Here is a 21,912-nt window from a genome sequence, read left to right as displayed (position 1 = left end):
TCGCGGCTTCAGTCGCGAAGAGGTCATCGAAGCTCAGGCAAAATCAATGGCAGCCCTACACGGCTGCCGTTGTCGTTATAATCCCGCCATTCCGTATCACCCACAGGTTTCACGCTCTTGGACATCATCGACACTGCCGGCTCCGAATCGGCCGCCGAAGGCTTCACCCGCATTGCCCTGGGTGTGGAATACAAAGGCTCGCGCTATCGCGGCTGGCAGCGCCAGGCCAGCGGCGTGCCCAGCGTCCAGCAGGCCCTGGAGCAGGCGCTGTCGAAGGTGGCCGACGAGCCGATCAGCGTCATCTGTGCCGGGCGCACCGATGCCGGCGTGCACGGCTGCGGGCAGGTCGTGCATTTCGATACCCGCGCCGTACGTGACGAGCGCGCCTGGACCCTGGGCACCAATTTCAACCTGCCCCACGACATCAGCGTGGTCTGGTCGCGGCCGATGCCGGCGGACTTCCATGCGCGCTTCAAGGCTTGTGCCCGGCGCTACCGCTATGTGATCTACAACGACCCGATTCGTCCTGCGCACCTGGCCGAGGAAGTGACCTGGAACCACCGCCCGCTCGACGTCGGGCGCATGGCCCAGGCCGCCCAGTACCTGCTCGGTACCCATGATTTCAGCGCCTTCCGCGCCAGCCAGTGTCAGGCCAAGTCGCCGATCAAGCATATCCACCACCTGCGTGTGACCCGCCATGGCCAGATGATTGTGCTGGACGTGCGTGCCACCGCTTTCCTGCACCACATGGTGCGCAATATCGCCGGCGTGCTGATGACCATCGGTGCGGGTGAGCGTCCGGTCGAGTGGGCGCGCGAGGTGCTGGAAGGGCGTAACCGCCGCGAGGGCGGCGTTACCGCGCACCCTTACGGCTTGTACCTGGTGCAAGTGGAGTACCCGGAAGAGTTCCAGTTGCCGCAGCGTTACATCGGTCCACACTTTTTGACCGGTTACGAGGCGTTGGCCGACTGACGCGTCAAAAGTCATTTGCTAACATCGGGCCCTTCACAAGTTCACTCAGGGTTTGCAGTCCATGAGCAACGTTCGCAGCAAGATCTGCGGGATTACCCGCATCGAGGACGCGCTGGCCGCCGCCGAGGCGGGCGCCGATGCCATCGGCTTCGTCTTCTATGCCAGGAGCCCGCGTGCCGTGGACGTGCGCCAGGCACGGGCGATCATTGCCGAGCTGCCGCCGTTCGTGACCACGGTCGGGCTGTTCGTCAACGCCTCGCGTTGTGAGCTGAACGAGATCCTCGAGGTGGTGCCCCTGGACCTGCTACAGTTCCACGGCGATGAGACCCCGGCTGATTGCGAAGGCTATCATCGCCCCTGGATCAAGGCGCTGCGGGTGCGCCCCGGCGATGACCTGGAGGCCGCCTGCCAGCGCTATGCCGGCGCCCGCGGCATTCTCCTCGACACTTACGTGGCCGGTGTACCAGGTGGTACCGGCGAGGCCTTCGACTGGTCGCTGGTCCCGGCGCGGCTGAGCAAGCCGATCATCCTCGCGGGCGGGCTGTCGGCCGGCAACGTCGGCCAGGCAATCGCCCAGGTGCGCCCGTATGCGGTGGATGTCAGTGGCGGTGTGGAGCAGGCCAAGGGCATCAAGGATGCAGCGAAGATCGAAGCCTTCATGCGTGCGGTGAAACAGGCGTGACCGCAGATGTGACGGCTGGCGGCGCGCCATCGTCCATAGGTTTCGCAGCCCTGCGGGGCGGCCAGCGGCAAGCCGCGTGGCCAAACGACAGATTGAAGACGGCGCGGTGCGCAGGCAGTCCCTGTGGCCGGGTCGTCATCGTTTCATAGAAGAATTTGAGCTCAAGGGCAGGGCATGGCCGGCCAGTCCGGTCCCCGTCCGCCAATACTGGAGAAAGAAAGCATGAGCAACTGGTTAGTCGACAAACTGATCCCTTCGATCATGCGTTCCGAGGTGAAGAAGAGCTCGGTGCCGGAAGGCCTGTGGCACAAGTGCCCGGCCTGCGAGGCCGTGCTGTATCGTCCGGAGCTGGAAAAGACCCTGGATGTCTGCCCCAAGTGCAACCACCACATGCGCATAGGCGCACGTGCCCGCATCGACATCTTCCTCGACCCGGAAGGCCGCGCCGAACTTGGTGCCGAGCTGGAGCCGGTCGACCGCCTGAAGTTCCGTGACGGCAAGAAGTACAAGGACCGCCTGGCTGGTGCGCAAAAGCAGACTGGCGAAAAAGACGCCCTGATCTCCATGAGCGGCACCCTGATGGGCATGCCGATCGTGGTCAGCGCCTTCGAGTTCTCGTTCATGGGGGGCTCCATGGGTGCCATCGTCGGTGAGCGTTTCGTGCGTGCCGCCAACTACGCCCTGGAAAACCGCTGCCCGATGGTCTGCTTCTCCGCCTCCGGCGGTGCGCGCATGCAGGAAGCGCTGATCTCGCTGATGCAGATGGCCAAGACGTCGGCCGTGCTGGCACGCTTGCGCGAAGAAGGCATCCCGTTCATCTCGGTGCTGACCGACCCCGTCTACGGCGGCGTTTCCGCCAGTCTGGCGATGCTTGGCGACGTCATCGTCGGTGAGCCGAAGGCCCTGATCGGCTTCGCCGGTCCACGCGTGATCGAGCAGACCGTGCGCGAAAAACTGCCGGAAGGCTTCCAGCGCAGCGAGTTCCTGCTGGAGCATGGCGCCATCGACCTGATCATCTCCCGTGGCGAACTGCGCCCGCGTCTGGCTCGCCTGCTGGCCCAAATGACCGGCCAGCAGACCCCGGAACAGGCCCGTGAGGTCGCTGCGGTCGCGTGATGAAACAACGATCCCTGGGCGAGTGGCTCGCCTACCTCGAGCAATTGCACCCCTCGGCCATCGACATGGGCCTGGAGCGGTCGCAGAAGGTGCTTGCCCGGCTGGCGCTGGGCAAACTGGCGCCACGAGTGGTCACCGTGACCGGTACCAACGGCAAGGGCTCAACCTGCGCCTTCGTGGCCTCGCTGCTGCGGGCCCAGGGGCTGAAGGTGGGGGTGTACAGTTCGCCCCACCTGTTGCGCTACAACGAACGGGTGCTGATCGATGGCCAGCAAGCCAGCGATGAGCGCCTGTGCGAGGCCTTCGCTGCCGTCGAGGCGGCGCGGGGCGAGATTTCCCTGACCTACTTCGAGATGGGCACGCTGGCGGCGTTCTGGTTGTTCTACCAGTCGCAGCTGGATGCCGTGGTGCTCGAAGTGGGGCTCGGTGGCCGCCTGGACACAGTGAACGTGGTGGATGCCGACCTGGCGCTGGTAACCAGCATTGGCGTCGACCATGTCGAATACCTTGGCGATACCCGCGAGCAGGTGGCCTTCGAGAAGGCTGGCATCTTCCGCCAGGGCAGGCCGGCGCTGTGCGGTGACCTCGATCCGCCGCAGCCGTTGCTGGACAAGGCCGCCGAACTGGCGGCGCCGCTGTTCCTGCGCGGCCGTGATTTCGATCTGGCAAGCTGCGAAGGCGGCTGGGACTGGCACGGGGTCACTGCAGATGGCAAACCGGTAGCATTGCACGGTTTGCCGCTGCTCGACCTGCCCATGGAAAACGCTACCCTGGCCCTGCAGGCCTACCTGCTGATGGGCTTGCCGTGGGAAGCCGGGCAGATCCATCAGGCCTTGCTCGACACCCGCATCACCGGCCGTCTCGACCGTCGCCAGGTGACCTGGCAGGGTAGGCGCGTGGAGCTGTTGCTGGATGTCGGGCACAACCCGCACGCCGCCGAATATCTGGCCCGCCGCCTGGCTGCGCGTCCATTGAAGGGGCGGCGCCTGGCAGTGTTCGGCCTGCTCGCCGACAAGGACCTGCACGGCGTCATCGCGCCGCTGCACGGCTTGGTCGACGAGTGGGCGGTGGCGCCGCTGCATACCCCGCGCAGCCGTCCGGCTGGCGAATTGGCCGCTGCCTTGACGAACCACGGCGCCGCGGTGAAGTCTTACCCCAGCGTCGACGCAGCCCTTGAAGGGCAATGCGCGCAGGCGACGGCGGATGATCAGATTCTGCTGTTCGGTTCGTTTTTCTGTGTCGCCGAGGCCCTGGAATGGCTGGAGCGGCAGGCCCTGGAGGGGTGACTAGATGGCAGTGCTGGACAAAGGGATGAAGCAGCGCATGGTGGGTGCGTTGGTGCTGGTGGCGCTGGCGGTGATTTTCCTGCCAATGCTGTTCACCCGCCAGGACGAGATGCGCCAGGTACATGTCGACGCCCCGCAGGCGCCGGCCATGCCGACCCTGCCGGAGGTCAAGGTTGAGCCGGTGACGGTGCCGGAGCCGCAGCCGCTGCCTGAACAGCCCGAGCAGACCGAGCAGCCGCCAGTGGTGGTCAGCGAGTCGACGGCGCCGCTGAAGGCGCCGAGCCAGCCGATCACGCCGTCGCCGCAGGCCCAGGTGCAAGCCCAGCACAAACCGCAGGCGGCAGCGCAAACGCCAGCACCCGCTGCCAAGCCGGCCGCGCCAGTGCCGACTGCACCAGCGCCTGCACCTGCACCGTCGAAGATCGATGCCAATGGCCTGCCGGTAAGCTGGTCGATCCAGCTGGCCAGCCTGTCCAGCCGGGCCGGTGCCGAGAACCTGCAGAAGACCCTGCGCAGCCAGGGCTACAACGCCTACATCCGTTCGGCCGGCGGCATGAACCGGGTGTATGTCGGGCCGTTGATCGAGCGTGCCGAGGCAGACAAGCTGAAAGACGTGATCAACCGCCAGCAGAAGCTCAATGGCTTCGTGACGCGCTTCCAGCCTGAAAAAGGCTGAGTGCTGCGCAGCCCCTGTAGGAGCGGCCTTGTGTCGCGAAAGGGCCGCAAAGCGGCCCAAGAGTTTCAGCGAAATAGCGAAATTGCCGGGGCTGCTCTGCAGCCCTTTCGCGACACAAGGCCGCTCCTGCAGTAGGGGATGCAGGCCTGAAAAGCTGACTCAGGGATCCACCTGACATTCCGCTTACTCCCAGCCTTTTGCTCTGGTAAAATGCGCCGCCTCAAACGTCTGCAGGCAGCACCGTGGCCTTTACCCTGGTTGATTGGGCGATCATCGCGATCATCGCCGTCTCCACACTGATCAGTCTCAAACGCGGCTTCGTCAAGGAGGCCTTGTCCCTGCTCATCTGGATCGTCGCAGGGGCGGTCGCCTGGATGTTCGGTGGTTCGCTTTCGGTGTACCTTGAGAGCTATATCCAGACGCCGTCGATGCGCACCATCGCTGGTTGCGCCATTCTTTTCGTCGCCACCTTGCTGGTGGGCGCCATGCTCAACTTCCTGATCGGCGAGCTGATCCGCGTGACCGGGCTGTCCGGCACCGATCGTTTCCTCGGCATGGCCTTTGGTGCCGCGCGCGGGGGCCTGCTGGTGGTGGTAGCGGTCGGCCTGCTAAGCCTGGGGCCGGTGCAGCAAGACAGCTGGTGGCAGGAATCTCGCCTGATACCACAGTTTCTATTGGTCGCTGACTGGTCGAAAAACCTGATCCTGGGTTTCACTCATCAGTGGTCTTCAAGTGGGGTGATCAGCGCTCCGGCTGATCTTCCATTCAAGGAGCAGTTGCTCGGGCCGGCAAAGCCCTGAGTGCTGTTCGTTCAAGTTTTATCAAAGTAGGGGTTGCGTCGCATGTGTGGCATCGTCGGTATCGTCGGTAAGTCGAACGTCAATCAGGCGCTGTATGACGCGCTTACGGTCCTCCAGCACCGCGGCCAGGACGCTGCCGGTATCGTGACCAGCCACGACGGCCGGTTGTTCCTGCGCAAGGACAATGGCCTGGTGCGCGATGTCTTCCAGCAGCGCCACATGCAGCGCCTGGTCGGCAACATCGGCATCGGCCATGTGCGCTACCCGACTGCGGGCAGCTCGACGTCGGCCGAGGCTCAGCCGTTCTACGTCAACTCGCCGTATGGCATCACCCTGGCGCACAACGGCAACCTGACCAACGTCGAGCAGCTGGCCAAGGAGATCTACGAGTCCGACCTGCGCCACGTCAACACCAATTCCGACTCGGAAGTGCTGCTGAACGTGTTCGCCCATGAGCTGGCCGTGCGTGGCAAGCTGCAGCCGACCGAAGAAGACGTGTTCGCCGCGGTTTCCCACGTGCACAGCCGTTGCGTCGGCGGCTACGCGGTCGTTGCGATGATCACCGGCTACGGTGTCGTCGGCTTCCGTGACCCGAACGGCATCCGCCCTGTGGTGTTCGGTCAGCGCCACACCGACGAAGGCGTGGAATACATGATCGCCTCGGAAAGCGTCGCCCTCGACGTGCTCGGCTTCACCCTGATCCGCGACCTGGCGCCGGGCGAAGCGGTGTACATCACCGAGGAAGGCCAGCTGTTCACCAAACAGTGCGCCGATGCGCCGAAGCTGCAGCCGTGCATCTTCGAGCACGTCTACCTGGCCCGCCCGGACTCGATCATCGACGGTATCTCGGTGTACAAGGCCCGTCTGCGCATGGGTGAAAAACTCGCCGACAAGATCATGCGCGAGCGCCCGGAACACGACATCGACGTGGTCATCCCGATCCCGGACACCAGCCGTACTGCAGCGCTGGAGCTGGCCAACCGCCTGGGCGTGAAGTTCCGCGAAGGCTTCGTCAAGAACCGCTACATCGGCCGTACCTTCATCATGCCTGGGCAGGCCGCCCGCAAGAAGTCGGTGCGCCAGAAACTCAACGCCATCGAGCTGGAATTCCGCGGCAAGAACGTGATGCTGGTGGACGACTCGATCGTGCGCGGCACCACGTGCAAGCAGATCATCCAGATGGCCCGCGAAGCCGGCGCCAAGAACGTCTACTTCTGCTCCGCAGCCCCTGCGGTGCGCTACCCCAACGTCTACGGCATCGACATGCCGAGTGTTCACGAACTGATCGCCCACAACCGTACCACCGAACAGGTGGCCGAGTTGATCGGCGCCGACTGGCTGGTCTACCAGGACCTGCCGGACCTGATCGACTCGGTCGGTGGCGGCAAGATCAAGATCGATCACTTCGATTGCGCAGTGTTCAACGGTGAATACGTCACCGGCGACATCGACGAAGCCTACCTTGACCGTATCGAGCAGGCCCGTAACGACCTGGCCAAGGTCAAGAACCAGGCGGTCAGCGCGATCATCGACCTCTACAACAACTGATTTGGGAGCGACGGCATGACGGATCAATGGGATGCCGGGCGACTGGACAGTGACCTCGAGGGTGTCGGTTTCGACACCCTGGCGGTGCGCGCCGGTCAAAACCGTACACCGGAGGCCGAGCACAGCGAAGCGCTGTTCCTGACCTCCAGCTATGTGTTCCGCACGGCGGCCGATGCCGCTGCGCGCTTTGCCGGCGAAACGCCGGGCAACGTCTACTCGCGCTACACCAACCCGTCGGTGCGTGCCTTCGAAGAGCGCCTGGCGGCCATGGAAGGCGCCGAGCAGGCCGTGGCCACCTCCACCGGCATGGCGGCGATCCTCGCCGTGGTCATGTCGCTGTGCAGTGCCGGCGACCACGTGCTGGTCTCGCAGAGCGTATTCGGCTCGACCATCAGCCTGTTCGAGAAGTACTTCAAGCGCTTCGGTGTGCAGGTGGACTACGTGCCACTGGTCAACCTCGCTGGCTGGGAAAACGCCATCAAGGACAACACCAAGCTGCTGATCGTCGAGTCCCCGTCCAACCCACTGGCCGAGTTGGTCGACATTCCTGCGCTGGCTGAAATTGCTCACGCCCGTGGTGCCATGCTGGTGGTGGACAACTGCTTCAGCACCCCGGCCTTGCAGCAGCCGCTCAAGCTGGGTGCCGACATCGTGTTCCACTCGGCCACCAAGTTCATCGACGGCCAGGGCCGTTGCATGGGCGGTGTGGTCGCCGGTCGTGCCGAGCAAATGAAAGAAGTGGTGGGCTTCCTGCGCACAGCAGGGCCGACCCTCAGCCCCTTCAACGCCTGGATCTTCACCAAGGGCTTGGAAACCCTCAAGCTGCGCATGCGTGCGCACTGCGAGAGCGCCCAGGTCCTGGCCGAATGGCTGGAGCAACAGGAGGGCGTGGAGAAGGTGCATTACGCCGGCCTGCCAAGCCACCCGCAGCATGAGCTGGCCAAGCGCCAGATGAGCGGCTTCGGTGCGGTGGTCAGCTTCGAAGTCAAGGGGGGCAAAGAAGGTGCCTGGCGCTTCATCGACGCTACCCGGGTGATCTCGATCACTACCAACCTGGGTGACAGCAAGACCACCATCGCCCACCCGGCTACCACCTCCCACGGCCGCCTGACGCCGCAGGAGCGAGAAGCGGCGGGCATCCGCGACAGCCTGATCCGGGTTGCCGTGGGCCTGGAAGACGTGGCTGACCTGCAGGCGGACCTCGCCCGTGGGCTGGCGGTTCTCTGATGGAAATCCGCGGCGGTGTACCGGGCCATAATGGTCGGGTTGCCCTGGTCACCGGTGCCGCCCGCGGCATTGGCCTGGGTATTGCCGCCTGGCTGATCTGCGAAGGTTGGCAAGTGGTGCTCAGCGACCTCGACCGTCAGCGCGGTGCCAAGGTGGCCAAGGCGCTGGGCGAAAACGCCTGGTTCATCACCATGGACGTGGCCGACGAGGCCCAGGTCAGTGCCGGGGTATCCGAGGTGCTCGGTCAGTTCGGGCGGCTGGATGCGCTGGTGTGCAACGCGGCCATTGCCAACCCGCACAACCAGACCCTCGAAAGCTTGAGCCTGGCGCAATGGAACCGGGTACTGGCGGTCAACCTCAATGGGCCGATGTTGCTGGCCAAGCATTGTGCGCCGTACCTGCGCGCGCACAATGGTGCGATCGTCAACCTGACCTCGACGCGTGCCCGGCAGTCCGAACCGGACACCGAGGCCTACGCGGCGAGCAAGGGTGGCCTGGTGGCCTTGACCCATGCCTTGGCCATAAGCCTGGGGCCGGAGATCCGCGTCAACGCGGTGAGCCCGGGCTGGATCGATGCCCGTGACCCGTCCCAGCGCCGTGCCGAACCCTTGACCGAGGCCGACCATGCCCAGCATCCGACGGGCAGGGTGGGTACGGTGGAGGATGTGGCAGCCATGGTCGCCTGGCTGCTGTCGCGCCAGGCCGGGTTCGTCACCGGCCAGGAGTTCGTGGTCGACGGCGGCATGACCCGCAAGATGATCTACACCTGAGCAGGCAGCGGTAAGGCAAGGGGACCGAAAGGTCCCTTTTGCGTTTTTGCCTTTTTTGAAAAAATTCAACGGGGCTATTGACTTAGCATCGGCACCTGCGTAAATTTCGCGGCCTCAGCGAAGCAAACGCAACAAGCAACATCGCGAGGGTGATTAGCTCAGCCGGGAGAGCATCTGCCTTACAAGCAGAGGGTCGGCGGTTCGATCCCGTCATCACCCACCACTTCCTGAGACTGTTTCTAGCGCTGGACGCTTCCGATGAAGCCGATAGCCGGAGAGAAACGCACTGCGCAGCGGTAGTTCAGTCGGTTAGAATACCGGCCTGTCACGCCGGGGGTCGCGGGTTCGAGTCCCGTCCGCTGCGCCATTTTTCAGTAACAGATGGGTGCCTGGCACCGGTCTGGAGCCGAAGGCGAAATGCCTGAGGCTGATCCCAGTTTCAATCAGGCGCAAGCCTGAACGATACGCAGCGGTAGTTCAGTCGGTTAGAATACCGGCCTGTCACGCCGGGGGTCGCGGGTTCGAGTCCCGTCCGCTGCGCCATCTTCGTTTCGAGGTCCCTAGAACACCTTGAAGCACACACAAACGAAGCGATCAGACGTCGCTTTTTTTGTGCCTGCCCCGAGGCCATCGCGCCGCAAGGGTAGACCCAGGTTTCAATCGGGCGCAAGCCTGAATGATACGCAGCGGTAGTTCAGTCGGTTAGAATACCGGCCTGTCACGCCGGGGGTCGCGGGTTCGAGTCCCGTCCGCTGCGCCATCTTCGCCTCAAGGCCCCTTGAACGCCTTGAAGCAACGAGAAAGCGACCTTTGGGTCGCTTTTTTCGTTTCTGCGCCCTGCTGGCCACCAGATTTACACGATCCTGACACACTCTTCACCGATCAACGGTTCCTGTGCTTGCCTGCAGTGATGCACAATAGACCTCTTTTTGACTTACCCGGAATTCGCAATGACCAGATCATCCGTCTTTGGTGCGCTCGGGCTGGCCCTGGTGCTGGCGGGCGTGACCGGTTGCTCTTCGAAGAAAGCCGCCATCTACGAGCACGAGAACTTCGACGACTCGGGGACCTACTCGCGCAGCTTCCCGGTGACCGATGCCGGCTCCTGCGAAGCGGCGCGTCGCGCGTTGCTCAGCCAGGGCTACATCATCACCAGCAGTGGCGCCAACCAGGTGATGGGCAACAAGAGCTTCCAGCAGAACAGCGAAAACCACCTGCAGATCAGCTTCAACGTGACCTGCGCGCCAGACGTCAACGACGACAAGCGTTCGACCATGTTCGCCAACGCCTTGCAAGACCGTTACAGCCTGAAGAAGTCCAACAGCTCTGCCAGCCTGGGTGTCGGCGTGCTCGGTTCGGTATCCATGCCGATCGGCTCCAGCGATGACTCGATGGTCAAGGTCGCCAGCGAGACGGTGACGGCGGCGCAGTTCTATGATCGCTACTTCGCCCTGGTCGAAAGTTTCCTGCCGAAACCGAAGGAGGTCGCCAAGGCCAAGGTCGAAGCGCCTGCGCCAAAGCCTGAGAAGCCGGCGCCAGACCTGGGCTTGCCGGAGCAGGCCTCGGCAGCCCCGGCCGTTGCAGCGCCGGCGCCTGCGCCATTGGTTGAAGCCGCTCCCGCACCTGCGGCGGCTGTGCCTGCCAGTGAAGCCGCAGCCAAACCCGTGGTCGATGATAGCCAGGGCTCGCAACCGGTGGCACCGCCAGCAGAGGCCGCACCGATCCAGGTGCAGCAGGATACGCAGCCTGCGCAGGAGGCACCGGCGTCGCTTTAATTCGCTGTTACAGAAGCTTGGCGATAACTTCCTGAACGCCTGCTACGTTTACCACTCATAAGCTTGTCATCATTCCTTCACCCGGCCCGTTTAGGTTGAAGGCATGACCAATGAAGACAGATGAGAAGAGGACGCAGGACGATGGATGACTATCAGGAAGAGCTGCTCGAGTTTCAGGCTTTCGAACTGGATCCGCCAGAACCGGCAGACGACGCCACGGAGCTTTAACCTGCCCGCCGCTGGCTGCGGCGAAATTCCCCCGGCGTAAGGCCCGTCCAGCGCTTGAATGCGCGTTGGAAGGCCTCTGCCGATGCAAACCCCAACAAATAAGCGATCTCGCCAAAGGCCAACTCCGTATCGCGGATGTAGGCTTCGGCAAGGTCGCGTCGCGTGTCGTTGAGCAGGTCACGAAAGCGCGTGCCTTCTTCCGCCAGCTTGCGCCGCAGCGTCCAGGTGGGCAGTTGCAAGCGCAGCGCCACTTCTTCCAGGTCAGGTTCACGGCCGCCATTGAGCAGCGGGCCGAGGAGATGGGTAATGCGCTCGCCCAGGCTGCGCACGCGAGTGCGCTGGAGCATTTCTGCTTCACACAATTGCAGCAGGTGGCTGAAGGTGCTCGGGCAATGCTGTGGGTTGGCCTGCTCGAGCGTGCTGCGGCTCAGTCGCAAGCGGTTGGCGCTGGTGCCGAACTGCACCGGTGTGCTGCACAGGGGCTGGTACGCGGCGGCATAGTCAGGGGCATCGAATTCGACTTCCAGGCGCTCGGCCTGCACAGGGACGCCAGCCAGGGCGGCAAGCTGCGCAAGCCAGCCCGCCAGCAGCGAATCGACCACGAAGCGGTTGTAGTCGTTGTAGGGGCTGATCGAGTAGAAATGCAGCCACGCGCCTTGGGGGTCTTCCTGATAGCTGGAGTGGCCACGGTAGTTTGCCGCGTAGAGTGGCTCGAAGCGCAGCAGCGTACGGGCTGCCTCGCCCAGGGTCGGAGCCTGGGCTGCCGTGACGCCGGCCAGCCCGGCCTGGGCCAGGCGACTGAGGCGTCCCATGCGCAGGCCCAGCGCTGGCTCGCCACACAGCGCGATGGCCGCATGCCCGAGGTGCATGTAGCGCGGGATCGACAAGCGCGCGCCCGCTTCGGCCAGGCGTGCGGCATCGAGCCCGTATTGCTGCAACAGCGACGCAGGATCATGGCCTTGCTCGCGCAGCGCTTCAGCCAAGGGTTGCACGAAACCCACCGAAAGGTCGCCCAGGCGCACGCGGGGGCGGTTCATGTGCCTACAGCCACAGGTTCAGCAGGCGTGCGCCGCGGCTGGGAGGCCCTGCCAGCAATTCACCTGCCTGATGGGCGAAGCCCTGGCCATCGCTGCCTTGCTCCCAGAACTGCCCACGCATGAACACGCTCATGCTGCTGACGCCGTCACCTGCTGCCTGGGTCAGACGCTGCCAGGCGGCCTGCTCGCTGACCTCGCCGCGTTGCAGGGGCAGTTCGGCAGCGGCGTCCTGGTGGCGATTGCCGCGCCAGGGGGTATCCCAACTGTCTTTGCCGCTGAGAAATACCGGATTGGCAATCAGTTTCACCTGTTGCTGCTGCAACTGACGCTGGTTCTCGGGGTACCAACTGTCACTGCCGATCAGCACGCCAAGGCGCCCGGCGGGGGTTTGCAACACTTGCAGCGGGAAATGCCTGCCGTGGTGGATGTAGCGCCGTGTTTCGCTGTCGGGGTATTGCTGGTGTTGCGGTTGGCCAAGCGGTGAGCCGTCTGCGGCGAATACCAGGCTGCTGTTGAACAGCGGCCCGTGCCCAATGTGCAGTACACCTTGTTCAACATAAGGGGCGGGCAGCACGATCGAGCCTGCCACCAGGGTCACGCCGAACTCCTTGGCCAGGCCGCCGAACAGTTGCTGGTAATCGCTGGCCATCTGGCGGGCCTTCATGCGCAGGTGGGCATCGGCGCGCCGGTCATCGCCATTGGCGCTCAGCATGGCCAGGCCATAGAGCAGCGGGTTGCTCAGCTCCAGCCATTGCTCGGCGTCGCGATTGCGGGTGGCCTGGAACAGCTCGTTCTTTTCGCCCCGTGCCCACAGCCAGGTGCCGATGTGCTCCGGCAGTACCACGACCGTGCGCGGGCCGATCAGGCCTTGGGCGCGCGCTTGTTCCAGGTAGGCGGAAAGCTTGCGGTGCAGCCGTTGCAGGCTCTGGTAGTCGCTGGGGAACAGCAACGGCTCGATACCGAGCAGGTTGCCGTGCTCGCCGGGCACGCCATGGTTGAGCGCCAGTTCGATGCGCAAATCGGAGAGGTAATGGCCCTCCGGGCGCTGTTGGGTCCAGAAACCGTAGCCGCACAGAGCGGTGATCATTACCAGCGCCAGGGCGCCTGCCAGGAGTTTTCGCATCAAGCGGTACAGCGCCTTGGGAATCGAGGGTTCCCTAGGGTAGTCCCGCTGCGCGGGAGGATCAATAAGTTGTCAGTTTCGATCATTGAGCGCGTTCAAATGGCTGTTTACTGTCGCAGGCAGACAAACGACGGGGCCCGCCGAGGTACCCGCACTCCGTGATCACGCCACCTGGGGAACCGTACCATGGCTGCCGACCGCTACCCACATTTGCTGGCCCCGCTCGATCTGGGCTTCACCACCTTGCGCAACCGCACCCTGATGGGCTCGATGCACACTGGCCTCGAGGAGCGCCCGGGCGGTTTCGAGCGCATGGCGGCCTATTTTGCCGAGCGCGCCCGTGGCGGCGTCGGCCTGATGGTCACAGGCGGTATCGCCCCGAACGATGAAGGCGGGGTGTACTCCGGCGCGGCCAAGCTCAGTACCAAGGAAGAAGCCGACAAACATCGCATCGTCACCCAGGCCGTGCATGAGGCCGGCGGCAAGATCTGCCTGCAGATCCTGCATGCCGGCCGCTACGCCTACAGCCCGCGCCAGGTGGCGCCCAGCGCGATCCAGGCACCGATCAACCCGTTCAAGCCCAAGGAGCTGGATGAAGCGGGCATCGAGAAGCAGATCGCCGACTTCGTCAACTGTGCCGTGCTGGCCCAGCGTGCCGGCTACGATGGCGTCGAGATCATGGGGTCCGAAGGCTACTTCATCAACCAGTTCCTCGCCGCCCACACCAACCATCGCACCGACCGCTGGGGTGGCAGCTACGAGAACCGCATGCGTCTGGCGGTGCAGATCGTCACCCGTGTGCGCGAGGCCGTAGGGCCAAACTTCATCATCATCTTCCGCCTGTCGATGCTTGACCTGGTCGAAGGCGGCAGCACCTGGGACGAGATCGAGGTGCTGGCCAAGGCCATCGAGCAGGCCGGCGCGACCCTGATCAACACCGGTATCGGCTGGCACGAGGCGCGCATCCCGACCATTGCCACCAAGGTGCCGCGTGCGGCGTTCAGCAAGGTCACCGCCAAGCTGCGCGGCGCCGTGAACATTCCGCTGATCACCACCAACCGTATCAATACCCCGGAAGTGGCGGAAACCGTGCTGGCCGAGGGCGATGCCGACATGGTTTCGATGGCCCGGCCGTTCCTCGCCGACGCCGACTTCGTCAACAAGGCGGCCGCAGGGCGTGCCGACCAGATCAACACCTGCATTGGTTGCAACCAGGCCTGCCTGGACCACACCTTCGGTGGCAAGTTGACCAGTTGCCTGGTCAACCCGCGCGCCTGCCACGAAACCGAGCTCAACTATCTGCCGGTACGTGCCGTGAAGCGCATCGCCGTGGTCGGCGCTGGCCCTGCCGGCCTGGCAGCGGCCACCGTCGCGGCCGAGCGTGGCCATGAAGTGACGCTGTTCGATGCCGCCAGCGAGATTGGCGGGCAGTTCAACGTGGCCAAGCGGGTACCGGGCAAGGAGGAATTCCACGAGACTTTGCGCTACTTCCGTAACAAGGTGAAAAGCACCGGCGTCGATCTGCGCCTGAATACCCGGGTCGATGTGCAGGCGCTGGTAGCGGGTGGCTACGACGAAATCATCCTGGCTACCGGTATCGCGCCGCGTACCCCGGCCATCCCTGGTGTCGGGCATGCCAAGGTGCTCAGCTACCTGGACGTGCTGCTCGAGCGCAAAGCGGTGGGCAAGTCGGTCGCGGTGATTGGTGCGGGCGGTATCGGTTTCGACGTTTCCGAGTACCTGGTGCATCAGGGCGTGGCCAGCAGCCAGGACCGCGACGCGTTCTGGAAAGAGTGGGGGATCGATACCCACCTGGAGGCACGCGGTGGCGTTGCCGGGATCACGGCCGAGCCGCATGCGCCGGCGCGCCAGGTGTACCTGTTGCAGCGCAAGAAAACCAAGGTCGGCGACGGGCTGGGCAAGACCACGGGCTGGATTCACCGTACCGGGCTGAAGAACAAGCAGGTGCAGATGCTCAATGGCGTCGAGTACCTGCAGATCGACGATGCTGGCCTGCACATTCGCGTTGGCGAAGGCGAACCGCAGGTGTTGGCGGTGGACAACGTGGTGATCTGCGCCGGGCAGGAGCCGTTGCGCGAGCTGCATGAAGGGCTGGTTGCGGCGGGGCAATCGGTGCACCTGATCGGCGGTGCCGATGTGGCGGCCGAGCTGGATGCCAAGCGGGCGATCAACCAAGGCTCTCGACTGGCCGCTGAGCTCTGAGACCGCCGGGGCCGCAAAGCGGCCCCGGCGATTTCACTGATAAACTCCGCTCCATGCATTTACCTCAAGCTCCACTACAGCGTCTGAATCTACCTTGGCTGATAAAAGCCAAAGTTCAAGCCGCCATCCTGCGCCTGGACCTGATCGATCCCCTGATCAGCGGCAACAAGTGGTTCAAGCTCCGCCACCACTTGCAGCATGCCCATGGCGCAGGCGCCCCCGGCCTGATAAGCCTCGGCGGCAACCACTCCAACCACCTGCACGCCCTGGCTGCCGCAGGCAAACGCTTTGGCTTCGCCACCGCCGGCCTGCTGCGCGGCCACCGGCAAGACACCCCGACGGTGCGCGACCTGCAAGCACTGGGCATGCAATTGCACTGGCTGGGCTACGGCGGTTATCGGGCACGTTATCAGCCGGGCTTCTGGGAGCTTTGGCAGGCTCGATATCCAGGCTGGCATTGTATTCCCGAGGGCGGCGGCGGGACGGCGGGTGCCGAAGGGTGTGCGCTGATCGTCGAGCAAGCCCGTTCGCAGCTGTCAGCGCTGGGGTGGTCTGGCTACGACGCCTGGTGGCTGGCAGCAGGTACCGGCACCACCGTGGCCGGCCTTGTACGTGCCGAAGCAGGGGACCACCTCGTGCATGGCGCCCTGGCGGTGCCGCAGGGTCATGGCGTGGCGCAGACAGTCGCTGCACTGGCTGGCTCACAAGGCTACCAACTGCACGACGCCAGCCGCGGTGGCTTTGCCAAGTTCGATGATGATCTGCTGGCCTTCATCGCTGAGGGTGAGCGGCACTCTGGCGTGCCGCTGGAAGCCGTGTACACCGGCAAGGCCTTGCTGGCCCTGCATGATCAGGTCGAGGCCGGGCTGTTCGCGCCCGGTACCCGCCTGATCTTCGTCCACACCGGTGGCCTGCAGGGCCGGCGCGGTTACTTGTAGGGCAGCATGCGCAGCAGCGTGTTGTCGCGTTGCACGTAATGGTGGTACAGCCCGGCCAGTGCATGCAGGCCGATCAGCCAGTAACCCCAGCTAGCGACCCGCTCGTGCCAGCCCTTGATGAACTTGGCCTGGTCAGGGTCAGGGCCGATAAGGTGCGGTAGCTCGAGGCCGAAGAAGGGCACGGGTTTGTCGGCGGCACTGAGGATCAGCCAACCGGCCACGGGCAGGCCGATCATCAACAGGTACAGCGCCAGATGCACCAGGTGGGCAATGCCTGTCTGCCAGGCCGCTGGCTTGGGCACGATCGGCGGGGTCGGGCGGCTCAGGCGCACGGCCAGGCGCAGCCAGACCAGCACGAACACACTCAGGCCAAGCATGAAGTGCAGGTCTTTCATCAGGTTGCGTTCAGCGCTGTCCTTGGGGAACAGGCCGCGGAATTCGATACAGGCGTACACGGCGGCCAGCAGCAGAACCATCAGCCAGTGCAGGGCGATGGACAGGCGTGCGTAACGGGGTGCTGGGGTGGATGAAACCATGATCGGTCCTCGTCATCGGTTGGTAATGGCGCTCTTGGTGGCGCTCAGATAGCACTCTACTGGCTATTTGAAACAAATCTTTGCGCTGGGTCTGTGAAAATTCTGTTGTCAGGTAAATGTGGCCAACAATCCGCCACCAGAAACACCCGCTCGACTTCCTGCCAGGCGCCCTCGCCATCCGGCTCCAGCCTGACCAGCAACTGCGCCGGGGCATGCTCATCCAGCCCGGCCAGCCAAGCCTCGAACTGCGGCACGCTCCAGCATGCGTCGGGCTCTGCCCGTGCCGGTGCCAGCCAGGCATGCCTCGGCAACGGTTGCCAGCGTTGGTCTGCTGTGGTTTCCCAGTACTGTCGGCGTACCCAACGCCCGCGCAGATGCTCGGGATTGGCACCCGCAGGCGGCTCGGCGTGCCCCGGCCATGGATAGAACAGGTAGCCACCAAGCCACAAGTGCGCCTGCACCTGGTCGGCCCCTACGGCAGCCAGTGCTTCGCGACTCCGCGCATCCGCCGACATGGGCAGCTGGTGCCCGGCCAGGTGGGCCAGTTTGCTGCCTAGGCGATCGTGGCAGCCAGGCCCGAGCCAGTGCGCCGGATCACCTCCGTTGCCCGCGCTCGGCCCCAGGTACAGTTTGATGGCCAACTCCAGATGATGCGTGCCCTCGCCGTCGCGCAGCAGAATGTCCAGCTCGCCCAGGGTCCGCCCCCCCGTGCGAATCGCCAGGTTGGACGCCAGCAGCTCGACCCCGGGCGCTTGTTTCAGGGCGAACTGCCACAGAGCTTCGTAGTACAGCCCCAGACGCCGGCTGGTGATCCTTGCCAGCCAGTCGCGCAAGGGCAGTTCATCGGCATCCAGTGCGCGCAACCAGTCGTGCAGGTGCTGCGGATCGGCCGCCCAGGCGCTACCCGCCAGCGGATGGCGCTGGGGGCAGGGCGGGGCGCTGAGTAGCGCGGGCGACAGCAAGGTCCACGCCAGGTCGCGCACGGCAGGTCGGCGCAAGCGACGGGGCAGCTCATGGAACTGGGCGAAAGGCGTCATGCTGCGAGCATAGCCGGTTTGCCGCTACCCGGTCGTTTCGCCCATAATCGCGACATCGTCACCCGCCGCAGAGCCTTGCAGGAGCCCCATGGAGCAATTTCGCAATATCGGTATCATCGGCCGCCTTGGCAGCTCGCAGGTGCTCGACACCATTCGCCGACTGAAAAAATTCCTCCTCGAGCGCCACCTGCACGTGATCCTCGAGGACACCATCGCCGAAGTGCTGCCCGGCCACGGCCTGCAAACCTCCACGCGCAAGTTGCTGGGCGAGGTATGCGACCTGGTCATCGTGGTCGGTGGCGACGGCAGCCTGCTCGGTGCCGCCCGCGCCCTGGCCCGGCACAATGTGCCGGTGCTGGGTATCAACCGCGGCAACCTGGGCTTTCTCACCGATATCCGCCCGGACGAGCTGGAACAGAAGGTTGCCGAAGTGCTCGACGGCCATTACCTGGTGGAAAACCGCTTCCTGCTGCAGGCCGAGGTGCGCCGCCATCACGAGGCCATTGGCCAGGGCGATGCGCTCAACGACGTGGTCCTGCACCCGGGCAAGTCGACGCGGATGATCGAGTTCGAGATCTACATCGACGGCCAGTTCGTCTGCAGCCAGAAGGCCGACGGCCTGATCGTCGCCACCCCGACCGGTTCCACCGCCTACGCCCTGTCGGCCGGTGGACCGATCATGCACCCCAAGCTCGACGCCATCGTCATCGTGCCGATGTACCCGCACACCCTGTCGGGGCGGCCGATCGTGGTCGACGGCAACAGTGAGCTGAAGATCGTGGTGTCCAAGGAGCTGCAGATTTACCCGCAAGTGTCCTGCGACGGCCAGAACCACTTCACCTGCGCGCCGGGCGACACCATCACGGTCAGCAAGAAACCGCAGAAGCTGCGCCTGATCCACCCGCTCGACCACAATTACTATGAGGTGTGCCGCACCAAACTCGGCTGGGGCAGCCGCCTGGGAGGCAGGGACGACTGATGCTCGATCCGGCGCGCAGTTTCGACATCATCGGCGACGTGCACGGCTGTGCACTGACCCTCGAACGCCTGCTCGACGCCCTCGGCTACAAACGTGTCGGCGGGGTCTGGCGTCACCCGTGGCGTCAGGCGCTGTTCCTGGGCGACATCGTCGACCGTGGCCCACGCATCCGCGAGGCGCTGCACATCGTCCATGACATGGTCGAGGCCGGCCAGGCGTTCTGCATCATGGGCAACCACGAGTACAACGCGCTTGGCTGGGTCACCCCGGCACTGCCCGGCAGCGGCAAGTCGTTCGTGCGCGAACACACCCCGCGCCACGCCCGGCTGATCGACGAAACCCTGACCCAGTTCGCCCATCACCCGGGCGACTGGCACGACTTCGTGCAGTGGTTCTATGAACTGCCGCTGTTCGTCGATGCCGGGCGCTTCCGCCTGGTGCACGCCTGCTGGGACCCACGGTTGATCGAACCGCTGCGTCAGCAGTACCCGGGCGGGCGTATCGACGAGCACTTCATCCAGGCGTCGGCGGTGCCCGGCAGCTTCGCCGCCACCGTGTGCAACCGCCTGCTGCGCGGCACCGACATGCGCCTGCCGGACGGCCTGACCCTGACCGGCGGCGACGGCCTGACCCGCGCCTTCTTCCGCACCAAGTTCTGGGAAGAAGACCCGCAGACCTACGGCGACATCGTCTTCCAGCCTGATGCGCTGCCCGAAGACGTAGCCCGCACGCCATTGAGCCACAGCGAAAAAAATGCCCTGCTGCGCTACGCCGAGGACGAACCCCTGCTGTTCGTCGGCCACTACTGGCGCAGCGGCCGCCCGGCACCGATCCGTGCCAACCTGGCGTGCCTGGACTACAGCGCGGTGCTGTATGGCAAGCTGGCGGCCTACCGGCTGGATGATGAAACCCGCATCGACCCGCACAAGTTCGTCTGGGTCGACGTCGAACGCCCCCAGGCCAACCAATGAAAATCATCGAAGTGATGCGCCTGCCGCTGTCGGTCGACCTCAGCGGCTTCGTCCACCTGCTGCAGCGCCTGCAGGTACCGCACCGGGTCAGCGAGGAGGGCGAGGAGCAGGTGCTCTGGGCCCCCGACACCCTGGTTGCCGACGTGCGCGAGCTCTACCAGCGCTTCCCCGACGGTAACGCCGACGTGCAACTTGCGCCGGACCCTGTGGGAGCGGGCGTGCCCGCGAAAGCCCCATCCTTGGCGGACCAGGCCAAAGCCTGCAAGGTCACCGCCACCGTCCTCGTCCTGTGCCTGATCGTCGCCGGCCTCACCAGCCTGGGCGACAACCTCGACGCCATCAGCTGGTTCACCTTCCTCGACTTTCGCGTCCAGGGCGAGTACCTGCATTTCACCCCATTGGCCCAGGGCCTGGCCGAAGGCCAATGGTGGCGCCTGGTCTCGCCCATGTTGCTGCACTTTGGCGTGCTGCACCTGGCCATGAACGGCCTGTGGTACTGGGAGCTGGGCAAGCGCATCGAACTGCGCCAGGGCCCCTGGCTGCTGCTCGGCCTGACCCTGCTGTTCAGCCTGGTGTCCAACCTGGCCCAGCACTACACCAGTGGGCCGAGCCTGTTCGGCGGCCTGTCTGGCGTGCTGTACGGTCTGCTCGGCCACGTCTGGCTGTACCAGTGGCTGGCGCCCAACCCCTATTTCAACCTGCCCAAGGGCGTACTGGTGATGATGCTGATCTGGCTGGTGATCTGCCTGACCGGCGTGGTCGGCCAGCTTGGCTTCGGCCAGATCGCCAATGCCGCCCACGTCGGCGGGCTGCTCATCGGATGCCTGACCGGGCTCTTGGGCGGGGCGCTGGCCCGGCGTAAACTGTCGGCTTGAATCAGGAGACACTATGTCCACTTTCGCGCAAATGATCGAAAACATCACCCCGGAAATCTACCAGAGCCTGAAGCTGGCCGTGGAAATCGGCAAATGGTCGGACGGGCGCAAGCTCACCGCCGAGCAGAAGGAACTGTCGCTGCAGGCGGTGATCGCCTGGGAGATGAAGAACCTGCCCGAAGAGCAGCGCACTGGCTACATGGGCCCGCAGGAATGCGCGTCGAAGTCCGCCCCCATCGCCAACATTCTGTTCAAGTCGGACTCGGTACATTGATCGAACTCGCTCGTGGCTCTTTGAGCAAGATGGCGGTCAGCCTGCAGGCTCCGGTGGTGCAATACAGCTTCCGCCTGGATGACACTCAGGTGCCGGTCAACCCGCTGATCGGCCAGCGCCTGCGCCTGGAATACCTTGGCGCCATTCACTGCAGCCATTGCGGCAAGCGCACCAAGACCAGCTTCAGCCAGGGTTATTGCTACCCGTGCATGACCAAGCTGGCCCAGTGCGACGTTTGCATCATGGCCCCGGAAAAATGCCATTACGACGCCGGCACCTGCCGTGAGCCGTCGTGGGGCGAACAGTTCTGCATGACCGACCACGTGGTGTACCTGGCCAACTCGTCAGGTATCAAGGTCGGTATCACCCGTGCCAACCAGCTGCCCACCCGCTGGCTCGACCAAGGGGCCAGCCAGGCCCTGCCGATCATGCGCGTGGCTACCCGCCAGCAATCGGGCCTGGTCGAAGACATCCTGCGCAGCCAGGTGCCGGACCGCACCAACTGGCGCACGCTGCTCAAGGGTGACGCCGAGGTACTCGACCTGCCGGCCATCCGCGAACGCATCTTAGATGCCTGTGCCGAGGGCCTGCGCGCGCTGCAGGACCGCTTCGGCCTGCAGGCGATCCAGCCACTGCCCGACGCCGAAGTGGTGCAGATGCGCTACCCGGTCGAGGCCTACCCGAAGAAGATCGTCAGCTTCAATCTGGACAAGGATCCGGTCGCCGAAGGCACGCTGCTGGGTGTCAAGGGTCAGTACCTGATCTTCGACACCGGCGTGATCAATATTCGCAAGTACACGGCCTACCAGTTGGCCGTGCTCCAGTAAAAAGGACCTGCA

21 protein-coding genes and 4 tRNA genes are annotated in these 21,912 nt (G+C 64.4%); 21 read left to right on the top strand and 4 right to left on the bottom strand.

Annotation, left to right across the window (positions count from 1 at the left end):
- Positions 1–117 precede the first annotated feature (117 nt).
- The 14 genes from truA (at position 118) to ACTORR_RS06005 (ending at position 10,852) form a co-directional block, all read left to right on the top strand.
- Positions 118–972: a tRNA pseudouridine(38-40) synthase TruA gene (gene truA / locus ACTORR_RS06070; RefSeq protein ID WP_099814841.1), complete on the top strand. Its 855-nt coding sequence runs from the start codon at positions 118–120 to the stop codon at positions 970–972.
- 61 nt (positions 973–1,033) lie between these two features.
- Positions 1,034–1,654 carry a phosphoribosylanthranilate isomerase gene (locus tag ACTORR_RS06065; protein ID WP_054885749.1) on the top strand — a complete coding sequence of 207 codons (621 nt, stop codon included), beginning with the start codon at positions 1,034–1,036 and terminating at the stop codon, positions 1,652–1,654.
- Between the two features lie 222 nt (positions 1,655–1,876).
- Positions 1,877–2,770: an acetyl-CoA carboxylase, carboxyltransferase subunit beta gene (accD, locus tag ACTORR_RS06060; protein WP_054885750.1), complete on the top strand. Its 894-nt coding sequence runs from the start codon at positions 1,877–1,879 to the stop codon at positions 2,768–2,770.
- On the top strand, positions 2,770–4,056 hold the full coding sequence (folC, locus tag ACTORR_RS06055; protein ID WP_441343582.1) for a bifunctional tetrahydrofolate synthase/dihydrofolate synthase: 1,287 nt from the start codon (positions 2,770–2,772) through the stop codon (positions 4,054–4,056). The genes accD and folC overlap by 1 nt, the downstream gene beginning before the upstream one ends.
- Positions 4,057–4,060: 4 nt before the next feature.
- Positions 4,061–4,732: an SPOR domain-containing protein gene (locus tag ACTORR_RS06050; RefSeq protein ID WP_313365299.1), complete on the top strand. Its 672-nt coding sequence runs from the start codon at positions 4,061–4,063 to the stop codon at positions 4,730–4,732.
- Between the two features lie 242 nt (positions 4,733–4,974).
- Entirely contained in the window at positions 4,975–5,532 is a 558-nt protein-coding gene (locus ACTORR_RS06045) for a CvpA family protein (protein ID WP_054885753.1), read from the top strand.
- Between the two features lie 42 nt (positions 5,533–5,574).
- Complete coding sequence (gene purF, locus ACTORR_RS06040; protein ID WP_054885754.1) at positions 5,575–7,080, top strand: amidophosphoribosyltransferase; 1,506 nt, start codon at positions 5,575–5,577, stop codon at positions 7,078–7,080.
- 15 nt (positions 7,081–7,095) lie between these two features.
- A complete protein-coding gene (locus tag ACTORR_RS06035) occupies positions 7,096–8,307 on the top strand; it encodes an O-succinylhomoserine sulfhydrylase (RefSeq protein WP_313365300.1) in 1,212 nt (403 codons plus the stop codon).
- Entirely contained in the window at positions 8,307–9,077 is a 771-nt protein-coding gene (locus ACTORR_RS06030; protein WP_313365301.1) for an SDR family oxidoreductase, read from the top strand. Before ACTORR_RS06035 ends, ACTORR_RS06030 begins: the two co-directional genes overlap by 1 nt.
- 147 nt (positions 9,078–9,224) lie before the next feature.
- Positions 9,225–9,300 (top strand) — tRNA-Val (locus ACTORR_RS06025).
- Between the two features lie 67 nt (positions 9,301–9,367).
- Positions 9,368–9,444, top strand: a tRNA-Asp gene (locus ACTORR_RS06020).
- 99 nt (positions 9,445–9,543) lie between these two features.
- Positions 9,544–9,620 (top strand) — tRNA-Asp (locus ACTORR_RS06015).
- 140 nt (positions 9,621–9,760) lie between these two features.
- Positions 9,761–9,837, top strand: a tRNA-Asp gene (locus ACTORR_RS06010).
- Positions 9,838–10,027: 190 nt separating this feature from the next.
- On the top strand, positions 10,028–10,852 hold the full coding sequence (locus tag ACTORR_RS06005; RefSeq protein WP_313365885.1) for a DUF2242 domain-containing protein: 825 nt from the start codon (positions 10,028–10,030) through the stop codon (positions 10,850–10,852).
- Positions 10,853–11,076: 224 nt separating this feature from the next.
- Here the strand turns inward: ACTORR_RS06005 and ACTORR_RS06000 are convergent, their stop codons facing one another.
- Both ACTORR_RS06000 and ACTORR_RS05995 read right to left on the bottom strand, forming a co-directional pair.
- Positions 11,077–12,117, bottom strand: coding sequence for an AraC family transcriptional regulator (locus tag ACTORR_RS06000; protein WP_054885758.1), 1,041 nt, complete (start codon positions 12,115–12,117; stop codon positions 11,077–11,079).
- Positions 12,118–12,121: 4 nt separating this feature from the next.
- Positions 12,122–13,240 (bottom strand): nitrilase-related carbon-nitrogen hydrolase, encoded by a 1,119-nt coding sequence (locus ACTORR_RS05995; RefSeq protein WP_054885759.1) that lies wholly within the window; start codon positions 13,238–13,240, stop codon positions 12,122–12,124.
- A gap of 186 nt (positions 13,241–13,426) precedes the next feature.
- Between ACTORR_RS05995 and ACTORR_RS05990 the strand changes: the two genes are divergently transcribed.
- Positions 13,427–15,463 carry an NADPH-dependent 2,4-dienoyl-CoA reductase gene (locus ACTORR_RS05990; RefSeq protein ID WP_099814845.1) on the top strand — a complete coding sequence of 679 codons (2,037 nt, stop codon included), beginning with the start codon at positions 13,427–13,429 and terminating at the stop codon, positions 15,461–15,463.
- 53 nt (positions 15,464–15,516) lie between these two features.
- Positions 15,517–16,401 carry a 1-aminocyclopropane-1-carboxylate deaminase/D-cysteine desulfhydrase gene (locus ACTORR_RS05985; protein ID WP_313365624.1) on the top strand — a complete coding sequence of 295 codons (885 nt, stop codon included), beginning with the start codon at positions 15,517–15,519 and terminating at the stop codon, positions 16,399–16,401.
- Here ACTORR_RS05985 and cybB read toward each other — a convergent pair.
- Entirely contained in the window at positions 16,392–16,937 is a 546-nt protein-coding gene (gene cybB / locus ACTORR_RS05980; protein ID WP_054885762.1) for a cytochrome b561, read from the bottom strand. The genes ACTORR_RS05985 and cybB overlap by 10 nt on opposite strands.
- Positions 16,938–16,993: 56 nt before the next feature.
- Complete coding sequence (locus tag ACTORR_RS05975) at positions 16,994–17,974, bottom strand: DUF1853 family protein (RefSeq protein ID WP_313365623.1); 981 nt, start codon at positions 17,972–17,974, stop codon at positions 16,994–16,996.
- Positions 17,975–18,062: 88 nt separating this feature from the next.
- On the opposite strand from ACTORR_RS05975, the gene ACTORR_RS05970 reads away from it, so the two are divergent.
- Genes ACTORR_RS05970 through ACTORR_RS05950 form a run of 5 tightly spaced genes read left to right on the top strand, consistent with a single transcriptional unit; the run spans position 18,063 to position 21,900 of the window.
- Positions 18,063–18,953, top strand: coding sequence for an NAD(+) kinase (locus ACTORR_RS05970; protein ID WP_054885764.1), 891 nt, complete (start codon positions 18,063–18,065; stop codon positions 18,951–18,953).
- Positions 18,953–19,924 (top strand): metallophosphoesterase, encoded by a 972-nt coding sequence (locus ACTORR_RS05965; protein ID WP_054885765.1) that lies wholly within the window; start codon positions 18,953–18,955, stop codon positions 19,922–19,924. The genes ACTORR_RS05970 and ACTORR_RS05965 overlap by 1 nt, the downstream gene beginning before the upstream one ends.
- On the top strand, positions 19,921–20,799 hold the full coding sequence (locus ACTORR_RS05960) for a rhomboid family intramembrane serine protease (RefSeq protein ID WP_262109694.1): 879 nt from the start codon (positions 19,921–19,923) through the stop codon (positions 20,797–20,799). Before ACTORR_RS05965 ends, ACTORR_RS05960 begins: the two co-directional genes overlap by 4 nt.
- A 13-nt stretch (positions 20,800–20,812) precedes the next feature.
- Complete coding sequence (locus ACTORR_RS05955; protein WP_054885767.1) at positions 20,813–21,073, top strand: YeaC family protein; 261 nt, start codon at positions 20,813–20,815, stop codon at positions 21,071–21,073.
- Positions 21,070–21,900 (top strand): DUF2797 domain-containing protein, encoded by an 831-nt coding sequence (locus tag ACTORR_RS05950; RefSeq protein WP_313365622.1) that lies wholly within the window; start codon positions 21,070–21,072, stop codon positions 21,898–21,900. The genes ACTORR_RS05955 and ACTORR_RS05950 overlap by 4 nt, the downstream gene beginning before the upstream one ends.
- Positions 21,901–21,912: the final 12 nt, after the last annotated feature.

Origin of the sequence: Pseudomonas sp. SAR267, assembly GCF_052077595.1 — a bacterium.
GTDB lineage: Bacteria > Pseudomonadota > Gammaproteobacteria > Pseudomonadales > Pseudomonadaceae > Aquipseudomonas > Aquipseudomonas vlassakiae.
This window is presented reverse-complemented; position numbering and strand designations above follow the sequence as displayed.